The 24,445-nt window shown below is 65.1% G+C and carries 22 protein-coding genes; 4 read left to right on the forward strand and 18 right to left on the reverse strand.

Features of this window, described 5'->3' with window-relative positions:
* Positions 1-7 precede the first annotated feature (7 nt).
* Entirely contained in the window at positions 8-454 is a 447-nt protein-coding gene (locus M1B34_RS05425) for a GNAT family N-acetyltransferase (RefSeq protein WP_268261183.1), read from the reverse strand.
* A gap of 9 nt (positions 455-463) precedes the next feature.
* A complete protein-coding gene (locus tag M1B34_RS05430) occupies positions 464-1,087 on the reverse strand; it encodes an FMN-binding negative transcriptional regulator (RefSeq protein ID WP_268264605.1) in 624 nt (207 codons plus the stop codon).
* 103 nt (positions 1,088-1,190) lie between these two features.
* Between M1B34_RS05430 and pdxR the strand changes: the two genes are divergently transcribed.
* Positions 1,191-2,741, forward strand: coding sequence for a MocR-like pyridoxine biosynthesis transcription factor PdxR (gene pdxR / locus M1B34_RS05435; protein WP_268264606.1), 1,551 nt, complete (start codon positions 1,191-1,193; stop codon positions 2,739-2,741).
* Positions 2,742-2,825: 84 nt separating this feature from the next.
* Here pdxR and M1B34_RS05440 read toward each other — a convergent pair whose 3' ends face one another.
* From M1B34_RS05440 to M1B34_RS05455, 4 genes are all read right to left on the reverse strand, one after another.
* A complete protein-coding gene (locus M1B34_RS05440; RefSeq protein ID WP_268264607.1) occupies positions 2,826-3,926 on the reverse strand; it encodes a polyamine ABC transporter substrate-binding protein in 1,101 nt (366 codons plus the stop codon).
* Positions 3,927-3,938: 12 nt separating this feature from the next.
* A complete protein-coding gene (locus M1B34_RS05445; RefSeq protein WP_123327909.1) occupies positions 3,939-4,970 on the reverse strand; it encodes a histone deacetylase family protein in 1,032 nt (343 codons plus the stop codon).
* A gap of 162 nt (positions 4,971-5,132) precedes the next feature.
* The gene (locus M1B34_RS05450; RefSeq protein WP_425273493.1) at positions 5,133-7,046 is read right to left on the reverse strand and encodes an ankyrin repeat domain-containing protein; all 1,914 of its coding nucleotides are present in this window, start codon (positions 7,044-7,046) and stop codon (positions 5,133-5,135) included.
* A 70-nt stretch (positions 7,047-7,116) separates the two neighbouring features.
* Positions 7,117-8,109 (reverse strand): AraC family transcriptional regulator, encoded by a 993-nt coding sequence (locus M1B34_RS05455; RefSeq protein WP_268264608.1) that lies wholly within the window; start codon positions 8,107-8,109, stop codon positions 7,117-7,119.
* Positions 8,110-8,307: 198 nt separating this feature from the next.
* Here M1B34_RS05455 and M1B34_RS05460 point away from each other — a divergent pair, with 198 nt between their 5' ends.
* Positions 8,308-8,853: a hypothetical protein gene (locus M1B34_RS05460; protein ID WP_268264609.1), complete on the forward strand. Its 546-nt coding sequence runs from the start codon at positions 8,308-8,310 to the stop codon at positions 8,851-8,853.
* A gap of 72 nt (positions 8,854-8,925) precedes the next feature.
* Here M1B34_RS05460 and M1B34_RS05465 read toward each other — a convergent pair whose 3' ends face one another.
* The 12 genes from M1B34_RS05465 to aspA form a co-directional block, all read right to left on the reverse strand.
* A complete protein-coding gene (locus M1B34_RS05465) occupies positions 8,926-9,930 on the reverse strand; it encodes an asparaginase (protein WP_268264610.1) in 1,005 nt (334 codons plus the stop codon).
* 96 nt (positions 9,931-10,026) lie between these two features.
* Complete coding sequence (locus M1B34_RS05470) at positions 10,027-11,478, reverse strand: alanine/glycine:cation symporter family protein (RefSeq protein ID WP_268264611.1); 1,452 nt, start codon at positions 11,476-11,478, stop codon at positions 10,027-10,029.
* 408 nt (positions 11,479-11,886) lie between these two features.
* Positions 11,887-12,903 carry an aromatic ring-hydroxylating oxygenase subunit alpha gene (locus M1B34_RS05475; RefSeq protein WP_268264612.1) on the reverse strand — a complete coding sequence of 339 codons (1,017 nt, stop codon included), beginning with the start codon at positions 12,901-12,903 and terminating at the stop codon, positions 11,887-11,889.
* Complete coding sequence (locus M1B34_RS05480) at positions 12,900-14,051, reverse strand: hypothetical protein (RefSeq protein WP_268264613.1); 1,152 nt, start codon at positions 14,049-14,051, stop codon at positions 12,900-12,902. Before M1B34_RS05480 ends, M1B34_RS05475 begins: the two co-directional genes overlap by 4 nt.
* Positions 14,027-15,181: an ATP-grasp domain-containing protein gene (locus tag M1B34_RS05485; protein ID WP_268264614.1), complete on the reverse strand. Its 1,155-nt coding sequence runs from the start codon at positions 15,179-15,181 to the stop codon at positions 14,027-14,029. The genes M1B34_RS05480 and M1B34_RS05485 overlap by 25 nt, the downstream gene beginning before the upstream one ends.
* Complete coding sequence (locus tag M1B34_RS05490) at positions 15,169-16,527, reverse strand: F390 synthetase-related protein (RefSeq protein ID WP_268264615.1); 1,359 nt, start codon at positions 16,525-16,527, stop codon at positions 15,169-15,171. The genes M1B34_RS05485 and M1B34_RS05490 overlap by 13 nt, the downstream gene beginning before the upstream one ends.
* Complete coding sequence (locus tag M1B34_RS05495) at positions 16,517-17,371, reverse strand: MBL fold metallo-hydrolase (RefSeq protein ID WP_268264616.1); 855 nt, start codon at positions 17,369-17,371, stop codon at positions 16,517-16,519. The genes M1B34_RS05490 and M1B34_RS05495 overlap by 11 nt, the downstream gene beginning before the upstream one ends.
* A complete protein-coding gene (locus tag M1B34_RS05500; RefSeq protein ID WP_268264617.1) occupies positions 17,368-18,375 on the reverse strand; it encodes an NAD-dependent epimerase/dehydratase family protein in 1,008 nt (335 codons plus the stop codon). Before M1B34_RS05500 ends, M1B34_RS05495 begins: the two co-directional genes overlap by 4 nt.
* A complete protein-coding gene (locus M1B34_RS05505; protein WP_268264618.1) occupies positions 18,375-19,388 on the reverse strand; it encodes a beta-ketoacyl-ACP synthase 3 in 1,014 nt (337 codons plus the stop codon). Before M1B34_RS05505 ends, M1B34_RS05500 begins: the two co-directional genes overlap by 1 nt.
* Positions 19,389-19,448: 60 nt before the next feature.
* The gene (locus tag M1B34_RS05510) at positions 19,449-20,108 is read right to left on the reverse strand and encodes a hypothetical protein (RefSeq protein WP_268264619.1); all 660 of its coding nucleotides are present in this window, start codon (positions 20,106-20,108) and stop codon (positions 19,449-19,451) included.
* A gap of 57 nt (positions 20,109-20,165) precedes the next feature.
* Positions 20,166-20,807 carry a UBA domain-containing protein gene (locus M1B34_RS05515; protein WP_123327896.1) on the reverse strand — a complete coding sequence of 214 codons (642 nt, stop codon included), beginning with the start codon at positions 20,805-20,807 and terminating at the stop codon, positions 20,166-20,168.
* 310 nt (positions 20,808-21,117) lie between these two features.
* Positions 21,118-22,542 carry an aspartate ammonia-lyase gene (gene aspA, locus M1B34_RS05520; RefSeq protein ID WP_028618519.1) on the reverse strand — a complete coding sequence of 475 codons (1,425 nt, stop codon included), beginning with the start codon at positions 22,540-22,542 and terminating at the stop codon, positions 21,118-21,120.
* Between the two features lie 181 nt (positions 22,543-22,723).
* Between aspA and M1B34_RS05525 the strand changes: the two genes are divergently transcribed.
* Both M1B34_RS05525 and purE read left to right on the forward strand, forming a co-directional pair.
* The gene (locus tag M1B34_RS05525) at positions 22,724-23,638 is read left to right on the forward strand and encodes a LysR substrate-binding domain-containing protein (protein ID WP_185039016.1); all 915 of its coding nucleotides are present in this window, start codon (positions 22,724-22,726) and stop codon (positions 23,636-23,638) included.
* Positions 23,639-23,948: 310 nt separating this feature from the next.
* Entirely contained in the window at positions 23,949-24,440 is a 492-nt protein-coding gene (gene purE / locus M1B34_RS05530; protein WP_020298262.1) for a 5-(carboxyamino)imidazole ribonucleotide mutase, read from the forward strand.
* Positions 24,441-24,445 lie beyond the last annotated feature (5 nt).

Consider the following 24,445-nt stretch of genomic DNA (forward strand, 5'->3'; position numbering starts at 1 on the left):
TTGAGCCTTAAAGGCCTTTGCGAAACTGGATGAAGCCCGGGCGCTCGGCAATGCGCTCGTAGAGCTGGATGGCCGTGGCATTGGTTTCGTGGGTCAGCCAATGGACCTTGCAGCAGCCATCGGCCTTGGCCTGGGCGTAGACGAATTCGATCAGTTGCCGGCCCACACCGGTGCCCCGTTGCTCAGGGGCCACCAGCAGGTCCTGCAGGTAGCAGGAGTTCTCGATGCTCCAGTTCGAGCGATGGTAGATGAAATGCACCAGGCCCACCGCTTGTTCGCCATCCCAGGCCAGGGCGGCGTGGGTCGGCTCGCTGGCATCGAGCAAGCGCTGCCAGGTGCTTTGGGTGACGGCCTCGGGCAGCTCGGTATTGTAGAAGCGCAAGTAGGCCTGCCACAGCGGCAGCCAGGCGGCGTGATCAGCAGGGGTGACGGGGCGGATCTGAATCTGGCTCATGCAAGTTCCTTAGCGCATCAGGTGGGAAAGTTGTTGGTCACGGGGATCGGTGCTGGCGGCCAGGCCCTCGCGCACCCCGGCCATGTCAGCCGGGTTGCGGTTCTGGCTGAGTTTGCGTTTGCCTTCCAGGCGCTGGATCGGCAATGCGAAACCGACGATGGCCTTGAGCATGCCGTCGATGTAGTCGGCGGGGGCATCGCTGACCTGCCAGGGCTGGGCACGCCCGGCTTCGTGGCGGTCGGTCAGGCCGCTGACCAACGCCAGCAGCCGCGGAGCATCGCTGAACACCTCGGGGTTGCCGTAGGCATGCACCGCCACGTAATTCCAGGTGGGCACCACTTTGCCGTGCTCCGCCTTGCTCGGGTAAAAGCCCGGGCTGACGTAGGCCTCCGCACCGGCAAAAATCACCAACGCCTCGGCGCCGCTGGCCAATTCCTGGCACTGCGGGTTGGCCCGGGCCAGGTGCCCGTAGAGGGTGCCATTCGGGCCCTGTTCAGGGCGCAGCAGCAGGGGCAAGTGGCTGGCTTGCAGGCCCAGCGCGCCATGGGTCACCAGGGTTGCGAGGCGGGTTTCGCTGATCAGTTGTTGCAACGTGGACAGATCGTCCTCGGCAAAGGCGCGGGGTAGGTACATGGAAAATATCCTTGGCGAATGGCTGCATCCTAGGCAGGCTAATGGTCTGTTGTAAGAGCCATCTAGGGTCTATTTCATAGGTCCAATCATCCAGGTTCCCGCCATGCACAGCCCATCGCTTCCGTTGTCTTTCAACCCGGCCGGTATCGAACTCGACCGGCGTCAGGGGCTTAGTCGCCAGCTGTACCAGGCCCTGCGTTTGCGGGTGCTGGACGGGCGCCTGGCCAGCGGTACGCGGCTGCCGGCCAGCCGCGACCTGGCCGCCGCCCTGGGGATTTCCCGCAATAGCGTGGTGCGGGCCTACGACCAGTTGTACGCCGAAGGCTTTATCGAAGGCCGCGTCGGTGACGGCACCTATGTGGCCCAATTGCCGGAAACCCGCCTGCCGATCAAAAAACTATCCACAAAAGTATCCACAGGGTTTTCAACAGGCTTACCCACAGGTTTATCCACAAAATCGACGAATTTACCTGGGGTTACATCCAGTAAAGTTATCCACAGCGGCGCTTTGCAGCGTGTGGAACAGCACCAATTGAGCCTGCCGCCCAGTGGTCCGCCACGGGCTTTTCGCGTGGGTATTCCAGCCTTCGACCTGTTCCCGTTCGAGGTCTGGGCCAAGCTGAACGCGGCTTTCTGGCGCAAACCCGACCTGCGCCAGTTGTGCTACGGCGACTCTGCCGGGGACAGCCGCTTGCGCGGCATGATCGCGGCGTATTTGCGCAGCTCGCGGGGGCTGCAATGCAGCGCTGAACAAATTGTGATCACCAGTGGCGCGCAGCAGGGCATTAGCCTTTGTGCACAGCTGCTGGTGGAGCCCGGCGACGCCGTGGCTGTGGAAAACCCCGGCTACCGCGCGGCCGGTCATGCGTTCGCGATTGCCGGGGCGCAATTGCGTGGCGTGGCGGTGGACCAGGAGGGTATCGACTGTCAGGCGCTGAACCGCCTGGAGCACTGTCGCCTGGCCTACGTCACGCCGTCCCACCAGTACCCCACCGGGGTCATCATGAGCCTGGCCCGGCGCCTGGAGCTGCTGGCCTGGGCCGAGCGCACCCAGGGCTGGATCGTCGAGGACGACTACGACGGCGAGTACCGTTACAGCGGTGCGCCCCTGGCGCCGTTGGCCGCGCTGGATCGCCAGGGGCGGGTGATTTACGTCGGCACCTTCGGCAAGGTGGCGTTCCCGGCCCTGCGCCTGGGTTACCTGGTGCTGCCGCCGGGACTGGTGCAGGCCTTTGCCCAGCGTCGGGCAGTGGATGTACGGCATTCGGAAGTCAGCACCCAAGTGGTGATGGCCGAATTCATGGCCGCCGGGCATTTTCAGCGGCACATCCGCCGCATGCGGCGGGCGGCGCTGAGCCGACGCAATACCTTGCTGGCCGGTTGGCCTGTGGATATCCCTGGCGTGGGCGCATTGCCGACGGTGGCGGCGGGGTTGCACCTGACCATCCCGGTGGCCAGCCTGGCCCGTGAGCAAGCCTTGGTGGCCCAGGCGGCCGAGGTCGACGTGGAAATCAGTGGCCTCAGCCGCTACTGGTTGCCGGATTCGGAGTTGCCCGTGGATCAGCGAGCGGGGCTGGTGCTGGGTTTTGCCGCCGTGCCCGAAGCCGACATCCAGTCCGCCCTGGCCCGCCTGCGCAACGCCTGGACCCGGTAGACGCTGGCTTGCCGGCGATAAGGCCCGTGGGTTTGCGGCGGGCTCAGGGCCGCTCTTGCAGCGGCCCACCAACCAATGGGGCGATCAGGTTCCGGATTTGATTTTGGTCCAGGCTCGGGTCCGCGCGCGTTCGGCGTCGCGGGGCAGGGGTTGCAGGGTGTAGAGGGTGCCCATCGCCGCTTCGGTGGGGTACAGGTTGGGGTTATTGCGGATCGCCGGGTCGACCAGCTCGGTGGCGTCCTTGTTCGGGTTCGGGTAGCCGACAAAGTCGCTGACCGGGGCAATCACCTGGGGTTGCAGCAGGTAATTGATGAAGGTGTAGGCATCTTCCGGGTTCTTCGCGCCTTTGGGGATCGCCAGCATGTCGAACCAGATCGGCGCGCCTTCCTTGGGCAGGCGCATGTCCACGGTCACGCCGTTCTTGGCTTCCTTGGCGCGGTTGGCGGCCTGGGAGAAGCTCCCCGAGTAACCCACCGCCACGCAGATGTCGCCATTGGCGATGTCTGCCATGTACTTGGAGGAGTGGAAGTAGGTGATGTACGGCCGGACTTTCATCAACAGCGCTTCAGCCTTGGCGTAGTCCGCCGGCTTTTTGCTGTTGGGGTCCAGGCCCAGGTGCTGCAAGGCCAGGGGCAGGATTTCTGACGGCGAGTCGAGCAGGGCCACGCCGCACTGCTTGAGCTTGCTGATGTTCTCTTCCTTGAAAATCAGGTCCCAGCTGTCCACCGGTGCCTTGTCGCCGAGGGCGGCCTTGACCTTGTCCGGGTTGAAGCCGATCAGGATGGTCCCGTACATGTAGGGCACGGCGAACTTGTTGCCCGGGTCGTTGGCCTCGATCAGCTTCATCAGCTTGGGATCGAGGTGGTTCCAGTTGGGCAGCTTGCTGCGGTCCAGGGGCTGGAACACCCCGGCCTCGATCTGCTTGGCCAGGAATACGTTGGACGGCACCACCACGTCGTAGCCGGAGTTACCGGTCAGCAGCTTGGCTTCCAGGGCTTCGTTGGTGTCGAAGATGTCGTACACCAGCTTGGTCTGGGTGTTCTGGGCCTTGAAGTCGTCCAGGGCCTTGGGGGTGATGTAGTCGAACCAGTTGTAGACCCGCAGGGTGCGTTCTTCAGCGTGCGCGGCGCCACCGACAAAGGTGGCGCAGAGGGCTGGGACGATCAGGCGTTGGAATCGTTTCATGCTGCTATTCCCTCATTGGGCGCGTTGAAAACCTTCGAGAACGTTCACGGCGTTGATGCCGATTTCTTCTACCGCGTAACCGCCTTCCATAACGAACAGCGTCGGCTTGCCGAGGGCCGCGATGCGTTCGCCCATGGCCAGGTAGTCCGGGCTGTCGAGCTTGAACTGGGAGATCGGATCGTCCTTGAAGGTGTCCACACCCAGGGACACGACAATGATGTCGGCGCCGTAGCGGGCGATCTCTGCGCAAGCCTCTTCCAGGGCTGCGCTCCATACATCCCAGCCGCTGCCGGCGGCCAGAGGGTAGTTGAAGTTGAAACCTTCGCCCGGGCCTTCGCCGAGCTCGTCCGCGTAGCCGAGGAAGAACGGGAACTCCGCTTCCGGGTGGCCGTGTATCGAGGTGAACAGCACGTCGCTGCGCTCATAGAAAATCGACTGGGTGCCATTGCCGTGGTGGTAGTCGACGTCAAGGATCGCGACCTTACCGTGGCCTTGGTCGAGAAAGGCCTGGGCGGCGATGGCGGCGTTGTTCAGGTAACAGTAGCCGCCCATCAAGTCGCTGGCGGCGTGGTGTCCCGGTGGTCGGCACAGGGCAAACGCGCTGTGGGCGCCGGCCTGGATCGCGGCCTGGGCGGTGAGCGCTACTTGCGCCGCGCTGTAGGCCGCTTGCCAGGTGCCGGCGGTGATCGGTGCGCCGCCGTCGAAACTGTAATAGCCCAGTTGCCCGTGCAGGTTGCTGGGGAGTACCCGGCGCAACGTGCGGGCCGGCCAGGTGAAGGGCAGCAGGTCGCCGTCGATGCCTTGGGCGGCCCAGCGGTCCCAGGCGCCCTTGAAGAAGTCCAGGTAAGCGCGGCTGTGGATACGCTCGATGGGACCCAGGCCGAAGTCCTTGGGCGCCTCCACCGGGCCCAGTTGGCGGGCTTGCACGCGGCTCAACACATGGTCGGCGCGGGAGGGCATTTCAAAGCAGGGCATGAGCTGGCCGTCGATCAATTCGCAGCGGCCATGGTGCAGGTGGTGATCGTCCGAGTAGATCGTCAGCATTTCTTGTTCTCCGCAGGCTGATTCGGTGGGTCACAGTCTTGCGGGGCGCGGGGTTTCGGAGAACGGCAGGAAAGGCCAAAAGGGGATCGATATGGCCAAAGTGTTTGACCGAAATTCGCCCCCTAAAGAGGCGTGGCGCCCCATTGCGGGGCGCCAGCGGTGTCAGCTCGCGGCGGGCTGGGGAGCCAGGCGTTGCAGGACCTGGAGCATGTCGTCGCGTTTTTTCCGGGCGATGATCTCCAGCAGCAGGGCCCGGCCCTTCTTCTCGCAGTGCTGGCCAACATTCGGATCGGCGCCCTTTTCCAGGAGCAGGGTGAACATGTCCAGGGTTTCCTGCCGGCTGACGATGGGGGCGCCCTGATCCGGGGAAATCTTGTCGGCGACGAACATCAGCAGGCTCTGACCCAAGGGCTCGTTATAGCAGGTGCCACGGCCATAGCTCAGGTTGAGGTCGGCCCCAGCCTCGATCAGGAGCCTCATGGCAGCGTAGTTGTTGCCCCAGAACGCCCGGTACAGCGCGGTTTCACCGTCATTCAGGGTGCGCAGGTCGAGCTTCTGCGGGTGCTGCAGCAGCCAGGTGAAGCCTTCGAGATTGCGCTGTTGTTCGGCCAGAATCATCAGCGGCGTCATGCCTTGGCTGTCTTGCTCGTCGATGGCCACGCCAGCGTCCAGCAGGAACTTCAGGCGCACGCCTTGGCGAAGGTCAGGGCTGTCTCGCAGGTCGCGGCGCATGGCCAATATGGCCAGGGTGCTGTAGTTGTAATGGCCGCGGGTCTGGGCGCCGTTGTCCAGCAGCAGTTGGGCGATCGCCAGGTGCGGGGCCTCCAGCGCGTGCAACAGGGCGCTGCGCCCATCGAAGGCCATGACCTCGCCACTCACGCCACTGGCCAGCAAGCGCCGCACTTCGCTTTCGTCACCGGCATCCACCGCTGCCACCAGCGGCCAGAAGCCCTGGCACGCCTGCGGGTTGGCGGCGCTCAGGCCCAGGCGCTGGAGCACCCTGGGCGGAATGCTCATCTGGCGTTTCAGGCGCAGGCCGCAGTACACCCGGTAACCCTCGATGGCCCGGCCCTGGTGGAGTTTATCCTGTGGTCGTTGCTCGAACTGGGCCCAGTCCAGGTCCGCCAGGTTGAGGTACGTCGGCATGCGCCCGGGGTCGCGGCGCAGCACTTCCGCCAGCCAGGGACGGGCGGTTTTCAGTTGGCCGGCTTCGGTGGTCCAGTAGGCAATGTCGTTGAGCAGCCCGGGGTACTCGCTGCGGTCCGGGGCGAGGGTGCGGTAGTCATGCACGGCGAAGAAGTCCTCGACCTGGAGGATGCCCGGCCCTTTGTCCTTGGCCTTGCGCAATTGCTCGTGCAGTGCACGGAACTGTTTCCAGGTGGCCTCTTCCGCGGCCGGTGCCGAGTATGCATTGAAGGTGATCGGGCCTTTGCCACTGGTGAAGGGCCGGAACCATTGAGGAAAGTGCTGCAAGGCCAGCAGCCACTGTTGCTCGATCTCGGCGTTGACGGGCTGCAGCGGGGTGAAGCTCAAGTCCGTCATGTCCCGGCGATGACTGATGGCCAGCAGCGGGTGTTGCGGGTCGCGCTGGTCAATCAGCAGATAACGCTGGTTGAGTTGCCATTCCGAAGGGCTTCGGCAGTCGAAGCTCAGGGGCGTCAGGCTGATCCCATCCACCAGTTCATTAGTGGGCGGCCAGTTATCCGAGACCTGGATCGACTCGCCCGGTGACACGCAGGCGCGCAACTCCTCGGGGCTGAACAGCGGTATCGGCGCTGATTTGTAGATCCGCTGCTGGTACCCACGGTCCTGGTAGGCGTTGAGGTAGAACAGCCCGCGGTACTGGCTGAGCACGATCCGCGCCGCCGGCTGTGCCAGGCCGGGCAGGGGGAACGGCTTGATCTGCAGGGTGGCGGTTTCCGGCTCGTCCATGACGAAGTCGCTGGACATGTCCCACCACTTCATCTTGGCCAAGTCGAAGGCCTGGGCGGCGGGTACGACGGCGAGCATCAGCAGTGCCAGGCCGATTCGGCGCAAGCGCGTGGGGCTGGCGATGGCGCCTGTGGAGAGGTTCAAGATTGCAGTCCCTTGCCGGTAGAAAGGTCGGCAATGTAATGCAATCGGGCGCTTTATGCCGGGGTTTGTGTCAGGGCCGGAACTGGCTGGGCGCCACGCCGCTCCAGCGGATAAAGGCGTGGCGGAAGCTCGCGGTTTCGCTGAAACCCAGGGCCTCGGCGATCCGGTAGATCGGCATCTGGTCTTCGCAGAGCATCTGTTTGGCCTGCTCGAAACGCAGCTCGTCGAGCAGTTCCTGATAGCTGCAGCCCAGGTCCTTGAGATGCCGGCGCAGGGTGCGGGCCGAACAGTTCATCTGTTCCGCCAGCCCCTCAAGCCCTGGTGCGGCGTCCAGCTGCGCGGCCAGCAGTTGGCGGATGCGCCCGAGCCAGGCCTGGCGCCCGGTGAACTCGGTGTTCTGCTTGCGGCAGCGCTCGGCCATGGCCTGGTGGGTAATGGCGTCGGCCAGGGGCAGGGGCTGGTCGAGCCAGCGCGGGTCGAAGGCAAAGGCGTTGCTGCTGGCGTTAAACTGCAACGGGCAGTCGAAGCGTTCGCCGTAGCGTTGTTGGTAGTCCGGGGCGGGGTACTCGAAGCGGGCGCCCAGCAGCGGCAGCGGATGGCCCAGCAGGTCATCGCAGATGACCTTCAATGAGGCCAGGCAGAACTCGGTATTGAAGGCGGCCAGGGCCGGGCACTCGCGATAATCGGCGGCGGTGAGCCAGATACGCGGCCCGTCGCTTTCCAGGCTGAGCTCGAAAAGTGTTCCCATCAGCGCCGGATAACGCAGCGCCAGGCGCAAAGCGTCACCTAAGGTGGCACTGGTCAGCAGGGCGTAGCCGAGCATGCCGTAGGACGAAACGTGCATGCGCCGGCCCAGTTCCAGGCCGATGTCCCGTTGCAGGGCAACCGCGTTGGCACACACCAGCATTTCCTGGCTGGTGGTGATGCGGGTGTCGGCGCGGCTCAGGTCTGCGGCGTTGATACCGCTGCCGGCCAGCAACGCTTCACTGGGTAGGCCCTGGTCCTTGAAGGTGTTGAGCACCAGGGAAACGGCATTGAGGGTGGTGAGGTGCGAGTGCAGCATGCGCAGATTCCAGCCTGGGTAAGGCCGGTAAGCGGAGCAAGTTGCATGCCGCCCGCGATCAGACCTGCGGTTCGCCGGCCAGCGGCATGCCGCATTCCGGGCGCTGTGTGGCTAGTGACTTGGCGCTTTGATTGGTGCAACCTGCCTGCCATTCACCGCCTGAGGTGGTGGTGTAGCAACCCCGATAAAGGACTATGTATGACCCTCACTCCTGCGCGTTCCCTGCTTCTGGTGTCCGGCTTGCTCCTGAGTTCGCTGTGCCTGGCCGAGGCTGAGCCAAGCAGCGAAAGCACCATCAAGGATTCTGCCAAGTCAGCCGTCTCGTCAGCCATTTCGGCAGGCAAGAACCTCTTGGGCGGCGTCAGCGAAGGCGTGCTCGATGGTCGCCAATCGGCGCAAGGCGTCGACGGTGCCTCGATCATTTCCTCCCGTGAGCAAATGAAAGGCCGCGTCGACGTCCAGGTATTGAAGACCGAAGCCGCCGGCGACAGCTTCAACGTTACCCTGGGTTTCAAGAACAGCAGCGACAGCCAGTTGCGGCTGATCAACCTCAAGCAGGCCGGCGCCCTGCTGGCGATCGACCAGGACGGTTACGCCAACAACCTGACGGTCAGCCTCGACAACCCGGACGAAGTCACCATCCCGGCCAAGGCGGCAGTGCGGCAGAAGTTCGTGTTTGAAGGGCCGATCGAGAGCTCGAGTTCGGTGCGGGTCTGGGGCCAGGATTACTCGGTCAAAAAGTAACCGGACAGCCACCCTCTGCTCGTCGTCGAGCCGGCGGCTACCGCAGCAGCTACCGGCTCCCGAGCGCGAGCTTCAGCTCAATTCGCCACACAGATCGAGTTCGACCAGGCGCCGCACTTCGGCGGTTTCCAGGCCGGCACCGAGCAAGGCATTGAGCTTGCCGAAGGCTGCTTCGCGGGTCATGCCGCCACCGGACAACACACCCACGCCGCGCAGGCGGCTGCCGGCTTCGTAGATGTCCAGCTCCACGCCGCCTTCATGGCACTGAGTGACCGCAACCACTACCACGCCCAGGTCGCGGGCGCGTTGTAGGCTGGCCAGGAATGCCGGGTTGTCGCTGGGGCCCGTGCCGCTGCCGAAGCATTCCAGCACCAGGGCCTGGATGCCGCTGTCGAGCACGCCATCGAGCAGCTCGGCGCCGATACCGGGGAACAACGGCAGCACGCCGACCTTGGCCAATTGCTTGGCCTGGCGATAATCCAGGGCCGCCGGAATAGCTTCGGCCTTGGTGCCGCCGCCCTGGCGTTGCAAGGCGGCAAACGGGTGCCGGCCAAAGCTGCGGATTTTCGCGCAGCGGGTCGGTGCCAGCAGCTCGCCGTGGAAGTACAGCTGCACGCCGGGCGCCAAGCCTTGACCCAGGGCCACCAGGGCGCCGCTGAGGTTTTCCCAGGCGTCGCTGTCCGGCACGCCGGCCGGCAGCATGGAGCCGGTGAACAGCACCCGCGCCTTGAGGCCCAGCAACTGGAAGCTCATGGCCGCCGCGCTGTAGGCCAGGGTGTCGGTGCCGTGGAGGATCAGCACGCTGTCGCAGCCCTGCACATCCACCGCATCGACCACGGCTTCGCGCAGGCGCTGCCAGTAGTCGGGGGTCATGTTGGCGCTGTCGATCAGCGGCGCCATCTCGCGAAAGCGCCAGTTGGGCACCACCAGCTCAGGCTGGCTGTGCAGGTACTCGCGCATCCGGGCTTCGAAGCCGGACGCCGGGGCCAGGCCGTTGGCGCTGGCTTGCATGCCGATGGTGCCACCGGTGTAGAGCACCATGACGTTCTGCGCGGCGGGGAAAGTTGTGGGGTTCATTGGCCATTCTCCTGGGCGATGACAGCGTGCGCCGCAGCATGCCTGCGGGCGTACGCCGTGTCACGTCGGGCGGCGCGGGGCCGCCCGGTTCTGCACTCAGCGTTGCGCTGGGCTGGCGTTGGCCGGGGCCGCTTGGGCCGCGGTAGCTGGGGTCTGCGGGTTGGCAGGCCAGGCTTTGGTGTCCAGGTCCAGGTCGGCGAACTTGCTGGAATCGAACACTGGGGTCTTGATCCCGGCAGCGCGCTGGTCGTCGTAGTCACGCAGGATGCGCATGGCGACCTTGAACAGCAGGAACAGGGCGATCAGGTTGACGAACGCCAGCAGGGTCATGGTGATGTCGGCAAAGGCGAACACCGTGCCCAAGTCCTCGATCGCGCCCCAGAAGATCAGCACCAGCACCAGGGTGCGGTACAGGAGCAACGCGTTGCGGTTCTCGCCAAGCAGGAAGCGCAGGTTGTTCTCGCCCAGGTAGTAGTTGTAGAGGATCGAGGTGAACACGAACAACGCCAGGGCCACCGAGATGAACATCCGGCCCCATTCGCCGACCACGGCTGCCAGGGAGTTCTGGGTCAGGGCGATGCCGTCACCTTCGAAGCCCGGGGTGTAGAAGCCCGACAGCAGGATCAGCAGCGCGGTGCAGGTGCAGATCACGAAGGTGTCGAGGAACACGCTGAACGCCTGTACCACGCCCTGTGCCACCGGGTGCTCGACCGAGGCCACCGCGGCCACGTTCGGCGCACTGCCCAGGCCGGCTTCGTTGGCGAATACGCCTCGTTTCACGCCCATGATGATGGCGCTGCCCACCAGGCCACCGAAGGCTTGGTCCAGGCCGAAGGCGCTCTTGACGATGGTTGCCAGCATGGCCGGCACATGGTCGAACTGCAGGACGATGACGTAGAGGGTCACGCCGATGTAGACCAGGGTCTTCACCGGTACCAGCAGGTCAGCGACCTTGGCGATGCGCTTGATGCCACCGACAAATACCAGGCCCAGCAGCACGGCCAGGGCCAGGCCGGTGTAGGTCGTGTTGAGGTCGAAGGCGTTTTTCAGCGAGTGGGTCACAGCGTGGGATTGCAGGCCGTTGAAGGCGAAACCGAAGGTCACCAGCAACAGGAAGGCCATGATCATGCCCAACCAGCGTTTCTGCAGGCCGTGCTGAATGTAGTACGACGGGCCGCCACGGTATTGCCCTTCAGAGTCGCAGCGCTTGTAGAGCTGGCCCAGGGAGCATTCGAAGAAGCTGCTGGACATGCCCACCAGCGCGGTGACCCACATCCAGAACACGGCGCCAGGGCCGCCCAGGGTAACGGCGATGCCGACGCCTGCGATGTTGCCCGCACCGACGCGGCCGGCGAGGCTGAGCATCAGGGCCTGGAACGAACTGAGTTGGCCGGCGCTGCTTTTCAGGCTGTCGCGGAACACCGCGAACATATGGAAGAAGTGGCGCAATTGAACGAAACGCGAGCGGATCGTGAAGTAGCTACCGAGCCCGACAATGAGCACGATCAGTACTTTCCCTGAGAGGAAGTCGTTGATGACTTCGAGCATGGAGTATTCCTCGCTGTTTTTTGTAAAGGCAAATGCTGGCCCGTTTGAAATATCTCGTTACATGGTCTTTTGCGGGCAGCAAAATCCATGGGGCGAGCTTTCGTCCCGGTTCCATATCGCGGGTTGTTATTAGTTCGGCTTTCGCATGTGGCTGGGCCTCGTGACCGAAGGCTGTGCATGCGAAGAGGGGGCGCACTATACCGGTGCGCGCGCCCGCCGTCTGCATGTTGCGCATTTGGCCGAGGAACGGCAGGGGCCGCGAGGGCTGAATCGGTTCTTGTCAGCGCCCCAACCCCCCGCAAAAAAACCACCCAAAACGCCCCCGCGCGCACCCCTTGCATACGCCCAGGCGCCTACACATTCCGCGATGAGGCCTGCAAGACCAACATCCTCTGTGGGGGCTGGCCCCTACAGCCAGAAGGCGTCGTGCCGTTCCTGGAAATCGCGCAACTCTCCGTGTTCCAGCAACTGGCGGATCCAGGGCCCGAGCAAATCCTGCGGGCTGTCCTGGGGTGTGTCTCGACGCCAAGGGGCTGGGACGTCGGCAAAACGCTGCTGATTGGCGCTGAGTTTTTCCAGAATCTGCCGGTCCTGCCGCAGGATCACCTGGAACAGCGGCTGCAGCAGGCTGCGTTTGAGCCAGGCCGGGGCGCGGTGGCGGGCGGTGGCGATGCGCGCGAACAGGCGCAAGTGGCCATCAGCGGCCGGGGTGAGCCAGGCGCTGACCAACAAATTCAGGCGGCCCTGGCGGTCGCGGTATTCGATTTCTGCCAACCCCGGCAGGCGGAAGCGCCCCATGCTGACGCCGCGTTCTCCTTCGAACAGGCGGGAAATCAGTCCGGACTGGGTGCCTTCTTCGCTGTATTGCGCTTCGACGCCATCCTCCAACCGATGCACCCAGGTCCGAATGTGCTGGCGTTTGCGGTCGTGGCGAATCCACCCGGCATGGACGAAATGGGTATGGAAACCATCGAGAAAATTCTCCGCGGCATCCTGCAGCGAGCAGCGCACCTGGCTCTGAATCCAGAAGGTATCCAGGGCCTGGCGTTGTTCGGCAGGGGCCACCGGAGCGATCGTCGGGCGCTCGGGCGCCAGGCTGACCCACACCAGCCCTTGGGCTTCGCAACTGTGCAAGGGTTGCAGCAAGGCCTGGCTGCAGCGCTGCTGTTGCTGGCCCGGCAGGTGGGCGCAACGGCCCTGGGCGTCCAGGCGCCAGCCGTGGTACGGGCATTCGATCTGCCCATCGCGCACCCGCCCGGCACTCAGCGGCGCGAAGCGATGGGGGCAACGGTCCGGCAGCGCTGCCGGCACGCCCTCGGCGTCGCGAAAGATCACCAGTGGCACGCCCTGCAGGGTGCAGCCCAGCGGCTGGCGTTGCAGTTCGCGGCTCAGGGCCACGGGCCACCAGGCAAGGTTGGGTTTCACAGTTTGAGCCTCCTCATCAGGGGCACTCCGATCCGCGTCAGCAGCAAGCTCAGCAACTGCCACACCAGGCGTCGGCCGCGGGACAGATGCGCCACGTGGACCAGGCTGTATTCGATCTCCGGCTGGCCGCCGCGCAGGCGTTTGAAGCCTGCGGCGCCGGAACTGAAGTTGAGGACTTGGCGCCGCTCCACCGCCTCCTGCAGGCACAGCCGGGTCAGTTGTCGATACAGGCCGGCACGCTGGGGCAGGGCGGTGTCGTAGCCTACGATCGGCGTGCTGATCAGGGCGCTGTTGGCGAACCAGCCAAGGGCGCCGTCGATGCGCCCTTCGGGGCTGCGCAGGGCGCGCATTTCCAGCCAGCCTTCGGCCTGGCCGCGCTGCATCCATTGGGCGCTGTAGTGGGGGTTCAGGGTGCTGTATTTATCCAGGTACAGCAGGTTGTAGAGCTGCTCGATGCGCTGGAAGTCGGCCGCCTGCAGCTGTTCGCCGTGCACCAGGCTATAGGGGCTGCGGCGCAGCAGGGTGGCGTCGAGGCGGGTGTTGTGGTGGCGCAGGAAGGCCGCCCGCTCACCCTCGCGACCGTCGAACAGGTAGACCTGGCGGCTGGGGATGGCCAGGTAGCCCAGGGCTTGCAGGCGCTGGCGCAGCCCCGGGTTGCTGAAGTCGTTGAGCGAGCGAAAGCCGAAACCGTGATCGGGGAAGTCTCGCTTGAGCAGCTCGGTGATCGCCGGCAGGTCATCACCCGTCCAGTCGGGCGGGTAGAGGTTGGTCGACAGCAGCCAGTTATTGACCTGCACCAACCGGTCGACCTTGGCCGCTCGCAGCAGGCGGTCGACGCCTTGGGTCAGCAGCTTCAGCGGCCAGGTCAGCCAGGGCCGCTGCAGGCGTTTGAGCTCTTCCCGGGCGTAGCCGCTGTAGGCCGTCAGGGGCGAGACCACGTAGCAGTTGTCCGCCGGCTCGTTGCCATCGGTGATGCTGACCGGAAACTGCTGGCTGCCGGTGTCGAGTAGCGCCAGGCCGGTGCTGAGGTTGCCGATCAGCGTCGCGCCGGCGCAGGTCTGCACGTAACGCCGCGCCGGGCTGTCGTCAGGCAGTGCGGCCAGTTGTTCGGGGCGCAGCAGCTTCATGGTCGGGGGCTGTCCAGGCATTGGCCGTTCCACTCGATGTCGGCGGTGGAGGCGGCGAGCAAGCCGCAGCGACGGGTCAGGGCGCGGCCGATGATTTCCGCCAGGCTCAACACCTGGGCGGTCAGGGGGCCGCGATCGGCGCCCTGGACGATCACGTCCCGGGCGCGCCGGTAGTCGTGCCAGAACGCGCCGCTCAAGGCCCGTTGTGGGGCGGCCAGAAGCAGCATGGCCAGGGCGATCATCCGCGGTTCATGGGTCGCCTCCAGCGGCTCGGTCGCGACAGTGCCGAGCGCCGCCACCAACGGTGAGCGCTGGTCGTCGAACAAGTGCACGCCGCTGGTGGCCCTGGGGTTGCATTCCAGGACCTGGAAGCGGCCCTGCCCATCCTCGATAAAGTCGAAGCCCACCTGCCCGGTGTAGCCGGTGGCGCGACCGAACTGCTCAATAAAGGCGCGGATGGGCGCGGGCGCGCAGCTGTTGAAGTAAATCCCGGAGCCGCGCCCGACCCGGTAGCGCGGCTGGTAGCAGCTATGGGCCCGCAACTGGCCGTCCACCAGCACGCTGAAACTGCAGTATTCCTGCCCGGCGACAAAGCGCTGGGCGACCCAGGGCGCGCTGGCCGTGGGCCGGACCTTGGCCAGTTGCGCAGCACTGGGGCGGATCAGGGTCTGGGAGGCGAAGCGTGAATACGCCGGCTTGAACACCAGTTGCTCACGCTCGGCGACAAGGGCCTGCACGTCTGTGGCGTCGTGCAGCAGTTGGGTGGGCGGCGCGGCCACGTCCCAGCCTTGAGTCATGGCGGCGAACTGGCCCTTGTGATGCAGGCGATGCAGCAAATCGAAGGGGCTGGTGAACACCCGGCACAGCGGGCTCAGGCGTTCCAGGCCGTGAGCCAGGTAGAACACTTCTTCGCAGGTGGGCAGCAGCAAGTCGATGGCCTGTTGGCGGATCACCGTGGCCAGGGCTTCGATCCAGGCGTCGGGGTCTTGCCTGGGCTCGGGCAAGCGCACGAACTGCTCGGCCGAGCGGCTGAAGCGGCTCAAGGGGTGGGCCAGGGAATCGGCCACGGTGACGCTCCAGCCGGCGTGCTCGAAGGCTCGCGCCCACTCCAGGCAGGCCGGCGCGCGGGCGCCAAGAATCAGTACACGCATGGCAGTCCCTCGGGGGCTTGAAGCATCTGTAGGCGACGGCGTTTGGCCTGGGGCGGCGATGGCTGCCAGTGGCCGAAGCTCAAGGTCGGGGCCTGCAAGCCTTGCTGGGCACAGAGCTCGCCAAGGGCCGCGCTTAGGCGTTGGCAGAGGTCGGGGTGGTCGCCGGGTGTCAGCAGGTTGACCTGCCAGTGGCGGCCCTGTTGGCGGATTTCGTATTCCTCCAGCGTCGGCCCCAGCATCAACAGGCAGCGGCGCAGCACGTCGGGATAAAGCGCGGCCAGGTGCCCGCCGTTGAGGCTGGGCAGCCAGAGGACTTCATCGGCGCGACCTTCCACGGCAGCAATCGCCCGTTCGGCCCGGCCGCAGGGGCAGGGTGCGCTGGCGACCCGCAGAATGTCGTTGAGGCGATAACGCACGATCAGCTGCGTGCGCCGGGAAAAGTCGGTGATGATCGGCTGAAAACGGGTCTTCCCGGCGTCCAGCCATTGGGGCTCGATGTGCAGGTGGCTCTCGTTGAGGTGCAAGGTTCCGGCTTCGCAGGTGTAGCCGAGAAAGCCCTCGCTGGCCTGGTAGATCTGCTGGGCGTGGAGCCCGAAGGCGCTGTACACCGCCTCGGCATCGGTACTCTCCAGCACTTCGGCGACCGACAGGATGTGCCGTGGACGAATGCTCAAGTGGCCGGCCAGCGAGGCCTGGGCCAGCCCGCGCAGCACCGTGGCCGGGGCCACCAATACATCCGGGTCCTGTTGGTTGAGGCGCTCCAGGGACGCCGGCAAACCGAGGGTCAGGTCGTGAAAGGCGAAGTCGATCCGGCGGCTGGCCAGGGTGGTGTACAGGCGGCTGTTGGCCCGCAGGAAGAAGGCAATTCGCAGCGGCGCCAGCCACGGGCACAACAGGCGCGGCAGCAACGCCCTGGGTAAAGTGCGCGCCAGCAGGATGCCGGCCCAGCGCTGGCGCTCCACGCTGCTGACCAGGAACACCCCCTGGGCCCCCGACGTGCCGCTGGACAGGCCGACGGTAATGTCGCCCAGGGTCGGGCTGAAGTCCCGGGACTGTTCGGCTGCGATGGCCACCGGCAGCACCTGCTCCAGGCTCAGGCCGCGGGTGTTGAAGGCGGCGAAGTCGTTCATCAGCGTGGCCTTGTCCATGATCGGCAAGCTCTGCAGGTCACTCGCCCGCAGGTGCCGGAAGCGTTGCCCACGGGGCATGACCTTGGCCATGAAGTGCTTCAGGCGCCGGGCTTGCCAGGCTTGCAGCCGGTCGCGCCGCTGAAAGCGCAGGGCATAGCGGCTGAGGAGGAAAGAGGCGGCGCTGCGCAAGGTGCCGATCAGGCGTTCACTGTTCATCGAGGAAGGCCTGCCAGGCGTGGGTGCAATGGGAGGGCAGTACCGCCACCGCCGGTTCGCGGCGGATTAATTGCCCGAGGTCGCTGTAGGTGCGCCGGTACTGCCGTTGATCGGCGCTGGCAAACCACAGCGCCGGTGCGGCGGGCAGGCGTTCGGCGCGACAGGCCGGGACTGACCAGCACGCGTCGGCCACCAGAAACACCGGCCGGCCCTCGGCGTCGGGGATAAACAGGCCCAGTTGGCCCTCACTGTGCCCCGGCAGCGGCACGCCGATCAGGCTGGCGTCGCCGAACAGGTCGAGGCCGCGTTCGAACGGCGTCATCCATGCGGGCAGGGCGCAGGCCGGGCTGGCATTGGCCAGGCGCAGGCGGGCGCTGAAGTCCTCCGGCAGCAATCCGGGCAAATGCCCGCCCAGGGTGGCGCGCCAGCGATGGCCGCGCAGGCTTTCAATGTGTTGATGGTCCGCTTCCAGGGCAATAAAGGTGGCGCGGGGGAAGTCCCGCAGGCCGGCGATATGGTCGGCGTGGAAGTGGGAAATGATCACGCAACGGATGTCTTCCGGGCCAATGCCCAGGGCATTCAGTTGGGCGAGCAACTGTTCCGCCACTGGCAACTGGACGGGCACGGCGCTGCGATACAGGCGCTCCGGCAGGGCACGGGTGGCCTGGAAAAAGTGCTCGGCGTAGCCCGTGTCGTAGAGGATCCAGCCGTGGTCCGGGTGTTGGATCAGGCCGCACAGCGCCGGGAACTGGCGGGGCGCCAGGCGTCCGCCGCGGTCGGCCATGCATTCCAGGTGCTGGCACCAGCCGGCCCGCAGGATGTGCACCTGCACGCGACGGCTCATGCCGGTGGCCTCTGCTGTTCCAGCCACCAGCGGGCGTGCTGGGCAATGCCCTGGTCTTGGCTGATGACCGGGCGATAGCCCAGTTCGGCGCAGATGGCGCTGATGTCCAGGGTCTGGCTGAACGCCAGGACTCCGGCGCCGTAACGGGTGATCAGCGGCTCGCCGCCGTTGCCCAGGCGCGCCCGCAGTTCCAGCAATTGCGCCATCCGGTCCACCAGGCGCCAGGGCAATCGCCGGGTGCGCAGGGGCAGTTCGAAGTGCTTCGCCACCTGATCCAGCAGCGCCTTGAAGCTCAGCGGCGTGCCATTGCTCAGGTTATAGATGCACAGCCGGCGCGGCAGTGGCCGGGTCAGGGCCAGCCACACGGCCTCCACCAGGTTGTCCACGCAGGTCAGGTCCAGCTGCGCGTTGCCGCCGCGCATCAGCGGAATAGCCCCGCGCTGCATCACCCGCAGCAGGCGTGGCATCAGGGTCGCGTCCCAGGGGCCGAACACCGCCCTGGGCCGGAGGATCACGCATTGGGCCAGGTCGGCTTCGCGCAGCAGGGCCTCGGCCTGGGCTTTGCTGCGGGCGTAGTCGTTGACTGGCGGCGGCAGGGGCTGGTCTTCGCGGATGCCCAGGCGGTCGCGGAAGTTGAAGTACAGGCTGGGGGTGGACAGGTGCACCAGCCGTGGGATGTGGTGTTCCCGGCAGGCGTGGATCACTTCGGCGGTGGAGTCGAGGTTGGCGTGGGCAAATGCCTGGGGCGAGCCCCAAGGGGATGACAAGGCCGCGCAGTGCACGATGGCATCGCAGCCTTGGCTGGCGTCGGCCAGCAGGCGTTGCCCTAGCGGGCTGCCGTGCTCCAGGGGCAACCAGCGCACCGGCGCCGGGCTGTGGGCCATGACCTCGGCGGCGGCCTTGGGGTTGCGCCCGCTGAACTGCACCTCGCAGCCTTCGCCAGCCAGGCGCCAGACCAGGTGCCGACCGATAAAGCCGGTGCCGCCGGTGACCAGAATCTTCATCAGTACTCCAGGACCATGCCGCCGAGGGACAGGCCCGCGCCCGTGCCGATCAGCATCAGCCGTTGCCCGCGCTGGATGCGCCCGTCACGCACGGCGATGTCCAGGGCGGTGGGCAGGGACGCGGCCACCTGATTGCCGTGCCGGGCAAAGATATCAATGACCTTCTCCGGGCCCAGGGCCAGGCGTCGGGTCGCGTGCTGCATGGCTTGCTGGCTGGCTTGGTGGGGGATCACCCAGTCGATCTGTTCGCGGTTCAGCCCGGCCTGGTCCAGCAACTCGTCCATCAGCGTGGGCAGGTGCTTGGCGGCCAGGCGAAACACGCCTTTGCCGTGCATGGCAAAGCTGGTCAGGGGTTCGAAGGGCACGTCGATGCGCCGTGGGTGATAGCGCGATCCGCCAGCGGGGATCTGGCACAGCTCGGCGCCTTCGGAATAGGTTTTCAGGCGAGAGGCGAGGATGGTTGCGCCACCGTCGCCGGCCCCCAGGACCACGGCTGCGGCGCCGTCGCCAAAGATCCCGCTGACTTCCACCTGCTGCCAGTCCAGGCCGCAGGAGGCGATATCGGCGCACACCAGCAGCACGCGCCGGTAATGCCCGGCCTGGATCGGCCAGGACAGGGTATCCAGGGCGGCGATAAAGCCCAGGCAACTGGCGTTGATGTCCATGGCCGGGATGCCGGATTGGCCCAGCCCCAGCTCCCGTTGCAGCAAGGCGGCATTGCACGGCATGCCTTGGTCCTGGGTGCCGCTGGCGCAGACGATCAGGTCCAGTTGCCCCAGCTCCAACTGTGCCGCCAGCAGCGCCTTGCGGGCCGCGAGGGCGCCCAGGCTGGCGGCGTTTTCCGTTGGACTGGCGACATGCCGCTGCTGCACACCGCTGATGCGTTCCACGCTGCCGGTTTCCAGGCCGAGCTGGCGGTCCAGCTCGGCACTGGTGACCACCCGCTGAGGCAGGGCATGGCCGGTGCCGAGGATGGCCAGTGCGCGGGGCTTGGCAGGGGCTGGTTGAGACATGTGCATGCAAATTCCGTTTCTGGGCAATAAGGCGAGGCGGGATAGCGGCGGGGTGATCCGTCAGGCGGGCTGAGGCGCTATCGGGCATTTCTCCAGCAGCAGCGCCAGCCCTTGCTGGTAAGCCTCGGGCTCCATGAGGTCACTGTGTTTGGCAACCATGTACAGCTGTTTTTTGGCCTCCAGTTTGGCGCAGGCCAGGAAATAGAAGTCGGCGTTTTCCTTGAAACTCACAATCTGGTCCCAGTCCAATCCGCTTTGGGCTCCTTTGCCGTTGATCATGACAAAACCCTGGTCTCCGAGCAGCAGGCGATAGGTGCCCTCGATGGATTTCAGCACGATGTGCAGTCGGGCCTTGATCAAGCGCTCCTGCGTGCCGCGAAAGTTTTTACGGGGCTTGGCGTAACTGGCACTGACGCCGGCCCTCAAGCGCGTCAGCCATTGGCCGGAAAAACGCCGCCAGAGCAGGGTCAGGATCAGGGTGTAGACGAGCGCGGCAATGATTTTCCCTGGGGTGATCTGCTGCGCGGGGAAATACATCGCCAGCGCCCCTGCCACCAGCAGCAGGCTGAACAGCAGCGGACCGAGCAGTTTTTTATGCCAGTGTTCCAGCCAGCGCATCCGCCGCGCCGTTTTTTCTTCATCCTTGCGCAACTCGAGTTCTAGCTGCTCCGCGAGTTTGAGGGCGGTGTATTCCGGGGTGATGCTGAACTGAAGTTCCATGGTGATGAGGCTGACGTCCGTATCCGAGCAAGGGCGGCAGTTTACTCGCTCATCCGGTTACTGCGGGAACAGCGGGATATTCTCTTGCGCCAGGTTCAGCAGTGCCTCGTCCAGCTGCGGCTTGTGCCGTTGGTAAGCCTCGCGGCCCAGGCGCAGGTCGGGCTGTTCAAGGGCGTCCGCCAACTCCAGCCATTGCAAGTACCTGAACTGGGCAATGGTTGGGGCCAGTTGGAAATGCACGGCGCTGTCAAAACCCTCCCAGTCTTCATAACTGGCCCACTCGTACAGCGTCATGAAGCAGCGCAGCGCCGGGGCCAGGGCGTCCAGTTGCTCGAGCGCCAGCCAGTAGGCGCGGTGAAGCTGATGCACGGTTTCCACGGCCTGGGCGATCAGGCTGACGGCATGGCCCGGGTCGCGGTGGTGTTTGCGCAAAATCCGTTGGGTCAGGGTAAAGCGCGCTTCCTCTATAGCAGCCAAGGCGCGGGGTAGGTCGTAGTCGGCGTGCTGCAAACAGTCCCGGGCCTGTTCAAGCGGCAGCCCGGACTGAGTCACCAGGTGCTGCAGCAACTCGGCCTTGAAACGTTCGGCAGCCTGCTGCGGATCGCCCGCGCACTGTTCAAGCAGCACTTGCGCATGGCGCAGGCCCACGGGGACCCAACTGCGTAACTGTTGCAGGGCCTGGATGTGCGTCGGATCCATCGACTGAAATGCCTCGGTGTTGGGGGAGGCACGATTATCCACCGTGACGCACGAGTCTGCGCTGCTAAAACGGCCAATGGCTTTTTGTAGGAGCCGGCTTGCCGGCGATGGCGTCGGTTGGGGTGATGAGGAGGGCAGGCCGGGCTTTATCGCTGGCAAGCCAGCTCCTACAAAGGCACGCGGTGTTGGGGGGGCGTTTTTTGGGCAAAAAAAAGGGCCTGGAGAGTGATCTCCAGGCCCTCAAAAGGTGAGAGGTGTCTAGTCCCTCAGCCTGGTGAGCGTGGCCCTGGGTTGGCAGGGCGGCGTTGGTTCAAGCCTTCAAAGGCACCAGACGCGGGGCAATCATGTTTTCCGGGCGCAGGATGTCGTCGAGCATGGCGTCGTCGAGCAAGCCTTCTTCGCGCACCAGTTCCAGTACGCCACGGCCGCTTTCGAGGGCGATACGGGCGATACGGGTGGCGTTTTCATAGCCGATGTAAGGGTTCAGCGCGGTCACCAGGCCGATGGAGTGCTCCACCAGCTCGCGGCAGCGGGCTTCGTTGGCGGTGATGCCGACGATGCAGTGCTCGCGCAGCATGTCCATGGCGCGTTGCAGCAGGCGGATCGAGTCGAAGATCTTGAAGGCGATCAACGGCTCCATCACGTTCAACTGCAGTTGGCCGCCTTCGGCTGCCATGGTCAGGGCCAGGTCGTTGCCGATGACTTGGAACGCCACTTGGTTGACCGCTTCCGGGATCACCGGGTTGACCTTGCCGGGCATGATCGAGCTGCCGGGCTGACGCGCTGGCAGGTTGATTTCGTTGATGCCGGTGCGTGGGCCGCTGGACAGCAGGCGCAGGTCGTTGCAGATCTTCGACAGCTTGACCGCGGTGCGCTTGAGCATGCCGGAGAACAGCACGAAGGCGCCCATGTCGGAGGTGGCTTCGATCAGGTCGGCAGCCGGTACCAGCGGCTGGCCGCTGATGGTGGCCAGGCGTTGTACGGCCAAGGCCTGGTAGCGCGGGTCGGCGTTGATGCCGGTGCCGATGGCGGTGCCGCCCAGGTTGACTTCGGTCAGCAGCTCGGGCGCCAGGGTTTTCAGGCGGGCCAGGTCTTCGCTGAGGGTGGTGGCGAAGGCGCGGAATTCTTGGCCGAGGGTCATCGGCACGGCGTCTTGCAATTGGGTACGGCCCATTTTCAGCACGTGGCCGAATTCGACGCCCTTGGCAGCGAAGGCTTGGATCAGGCTGTCGAGGCTGGCCAGCAGCGCGTCATGGCCCAGCAGCAGACCCAGACGGATCGCGGTTGGGTAGGCGTCGTTGGTCGACTGCGCCATGTTCACGTCGTTGTTCGGGTGCAGGTACTGGTATTCGCCCTTGTTGTGGCCCATGGCCTCCAACGCGATGTTGGCGATGACTTCGTTGGCATTCATGTTGGTCGAAGTGCCAGCGCCGCCTTGAATCATGTCCACCACGAACTCTTCGTGGAAATCGCCGCGGATCAGACGGGCACAGGCTTCGCTGATAGCAGCGTGCTTGGCTTCGCTGAGCTGGCCCAGCTCGCGGTTGGCGTCAGCTGCCGCCTGCTTGACCATCGCCAGGCCGACCACCAACTTCGGGTAATGCGAAATCGGAACGCCGGAGAGACGGAAGTTATTCACCGCTCGCAGGGTCTGGATGCCGTAATACGCTTGAGCGGGTACTTCGAGTACGCCAAGCAGGTCTTTTTCTGTGCGGAAAGATGCAGCGGAGGACATGATAGAAATCATCTCGATTAAGGACCCGGTCTGTGCCGGAACGCTGTGAATCCTAGGCTTACGGGAAAATTTGGGCCAATGCTGTTCAGCACTGGCCTATGCATAAACGGCATAATGTCCGTGTGACGCCGCTTTGTCGGCGAGCGTGTGACCTAAAATGGTGCGTGTCTGGGAGGACGTGATGAATCTGGAAAGCAAATGGCTCGAGGACTTCAGTGCCCTGGCCGCCACCCGCAGCTTCTCGCAGGCCGCCGAACGGCGCTTCGTGACCCAGCCGGCGTTCAGTCGGCGGATCCGCAGCCTGGAGGCCGCCTTGGGCCTGACCTTGGTCAATCGCTCGCGCACGCCGGTCGAGCTGACGGCGGCGGGGCAGTTGTTTCTGGTGACCGCGCGCACCGTGGTCGAGCAGCTCGGTGAGGTGCTGCGCCACCTGCATCACCTGGAAGGCGGGCAGGGCGAAGTGATGCAGGTCGCTGCTGCGCATTCCCTGGCGTTGGGGTTCTTCCCACGCTGGATCGCCCAGTTGCGCAACGAAGGCCTGAACATCGCCACGCGGCTGGTGGCGACCAACGTCGGCGACGCGGTGCATGCCTTGCGCGAGGGCGGTTGTGACCTGATGCTGGCCTTCTACGACCCGGACGCGGCGCTGCAGATGGACTCGGAAATCTTCCCGTCCCTGCATTTGGGCCACACTGAAATGCTCCCGGTGTGCGCGGCGGATGCCGACGGCCAACCGTTGTTCGACCTTGAAGGCGAGGCCAGCGTACCGTTGCTGGCCTACAGCGCCGGGGCTTTCCTCGGGCGTTCGGTGAACCTGCTGCTGCGCCAGCGCAACCTGCGGTTCACCACGGTGTATGAAACCGCCATGGCCGACAGTCTGAAGAGCATGGCCCTGGAAGGACTGGGCATCGCCTGGGTGCCGCAACTGAGCGTGCGCGCCGAGCTGGCTCGGGGCGAGTTGGTGGTGTGTGGCGGCCCGCAGTGGCATGTGCCCCTGGAGATTCGCCTGTACCGCTGCGCCCTGGTGCGCAAGGCCAATGTGCGGCTGTTGTGGCGCAAGCTGGAGGGCGGCGCCGCACAAGCCGCGGCCGTGTAGGAGCCGGCTGTTGGCGAAAGCGTCGGCCGGGAGGAGGGTGATTGCCGGGCTGGTCTCTTCGCTGGCAAGCCAGCTCCTACGAGGGACGGGGGATTGACCTGGGGGTCAATAAAATCGGGGTTTTGCGCCGGAAATACTTTGTTCGACAGATGGTCGGCGAAAGTGCGTTTAACCCACCTTTTTCGGTATACTGCGCGGCCTTCGGCCGGTTCGCCCGGCCATATTTCGTATAACAAGCCACGCCGGTCCTCCTGCGTGGCTTGTTGTTTTTTGACGCGCCTGCGGGCGCCCAGAGAGAAGAGGCACGACGATGAGTGCACTGGTTGGCGTGATCATGGGCTCCAAGTCCGATTGGTCCACCCTTAGCCACACCGCCGATATGCTGGAAAAGCTCGGCATCCCTTATGAGGTGAAAGTGGTCTCTGCCCACCGCACCCCGGATCTGCTGTTCCAGTACGCCGAAGAAGCCGAGGCCCGTGGCATTGAGGTGATCATCGCCGGTGCCGGTGGCGCGGCTCACCTGCCAGGCATGTGTGCGGCCAAGACCCACCTGCCGGTGCTGGGCGTTCCGGTGCAGTCGTCGATGCTCTCGGGTGTGGATTCCCTGTTGTCCATCGTGCAGATGCCTGCGGGCATCCCGGTTGCCACTCTGGCCATCGGCAAGGCCGGCGCGATCAACGCCGCGCTGCTGTCGGCGAGCATCCTGGGCGCCAAGCACCCGCAATTCCACACCGTGCTGAAGAAATTCCGCGCTGAGCAGACAGACAGCGTGCTGGACAATCCAGACCCACGCGTCGCCTGAGGCTT

The sequence above is a fragment of the Pseudomonas morbosilactucae genome, assembly GCF_023241715.1.
In the GTDB taxonomy this organism is placed as follows: Bacteria; Pseudomonadota; Gammaproteobacteria; order Pseudomonadales; family Pseudomonadaceae; genus Aquipseudomonas; species Aquipseudomonas morbosilactucae.

Coding starts and splice junctions, on each gene's coding strand:
- M1B34_RS05465 (WP_268264610.1), bottom strand. CDS start 9,930: ATGAACCCCACAACTTTCCCCGCCGCGCAGAACGTCATGGTGCTCTAC.
- M1B34_RS05490 (WP_268264615.1), bottom strand. CDS start 16,527: ATGAACAGTGAACGCCTGATCGGCACCTTGCGCAGCGCCGCCTCTTTC.
- M1B34_RS05495 (WP_268264616.1), bottom strand. CDS start 17,371: ATGAGCCGTCGCGTGCAGGTGCACATCCTGCGGGCCGGCTGGTGCCAG.
- M1B34_RS05445 (WP_123327909.1), bottom strand. CDS start 4,970: ATGCTGACGATCTACTCGGACGATCACCACCTGCACCATGGCCGCTGC.
- M1B34_RS05515 (WP_123327896.1), bottom strand. CDS start 20,807: ATGGATCCGACGCACATCCAGGCCCTGCAACAGTTACGCAGTTGGGTC.
- aspA (WP_028618519.1), bottom strand. CDS start 22,542: ATGTCCTCCGCTGCATCTTTCCGCACAGAAAAAGACCTGCTTGGCGTA.
- M1B34_RS05430 (WP_268264605.1), bottom strand. CDS start 1,087: ATGTACCTACCCCGCGCCTTTGCCGAGGACGATCTGTCCACGTTGCAA.
- pdxR (WP_268264606.1), top strand. CDS start 1,191: ATGCACAGCCCATCGCTTCCGTTGTCTTTCAACCCGGCCGGTATCGAA.
- M1B34_RS05460 (WP_268264609.1), top strand. CDS start 8,308: ATGACCCTCACTCCTGCGCGTTCCCTGCTTCTGGTGTCCGGCTTGCTC.
- M1B34_RS05440 (WP_268264607.1), bottom strand. CDS start 3,926: ATGAAACGATTCCAACGCCTGATCGTCCCAGCCCTCTGCGCCACCTTT.
- M1B34_RS05480 (WP_268264613.1), bottom strand. CDS start 14,051: ATGCCTGGACAGCCCCCGACCATGAAGCTGCTGCGCCCCGAACAACTG.
- M1B34_RS05500 (WP_268264617.1), bottom strand. CDS start 18,375: ATGAAGATTCTGGTCACCGGCGGCACCGGCTTTATCGGTCGGCACCTG.
- M1B34_RS05470 (WP_268264611.1), bottom strand. CDS start 11,478: ATGCTCGAAGTCATCAACGACTTCCTCTCAGGGAAAGTACTGATCGTG.
- M1B34_RS05485 (WP_268264614.1), bottom strand. CDS start 15,181: ATGCGTGTACTGATTCTTGGCGCCCGCGCGCCGGCCTGCCTGGAGTGG.
- purE (WP_020298262.1), top strand. CDS start 23,949: ATGAGTGCACTGGTTGGCGTGATCATGGGCTCCAAGTCCGATTGGTCC.
- M1B34_RS05455 (WP_268264608.1), bottom strand. CDS start 8,109: ATGCTGCACTCGCACCTCACCACCCTCAATGCCGTTTCCCTGGTGCTC.
- M1B34_RS05505 (WP_268264618.1), bottom strand. CDS start 19,388: ATGTCTCAACCAGCCCCTGCCAAGCCCCGCGCACTGGCCATCCTCGGC.
- M1B34_RS05525 (WP_185039016.1), top strand. CDS start 22,724: ATGAATCTGGAAAGCAAATGGCTCGAGGACTTCAGTGCCCTGGCCGCC.
- M1B34_RS05425 (WP_268261183.1), bottom strand. CDS start 454: ATGAGCCAGATTCAGATCCGCCCCGTCACCCCTGCTGATCACGCCGCC.
- M1B34_RS05510 (WP_268264619.1), bottom strand. CDS start 20,108: ATGGAACTTCAGTTCAGCATCACCCCGGAATACACCGCCCTCAAACTC.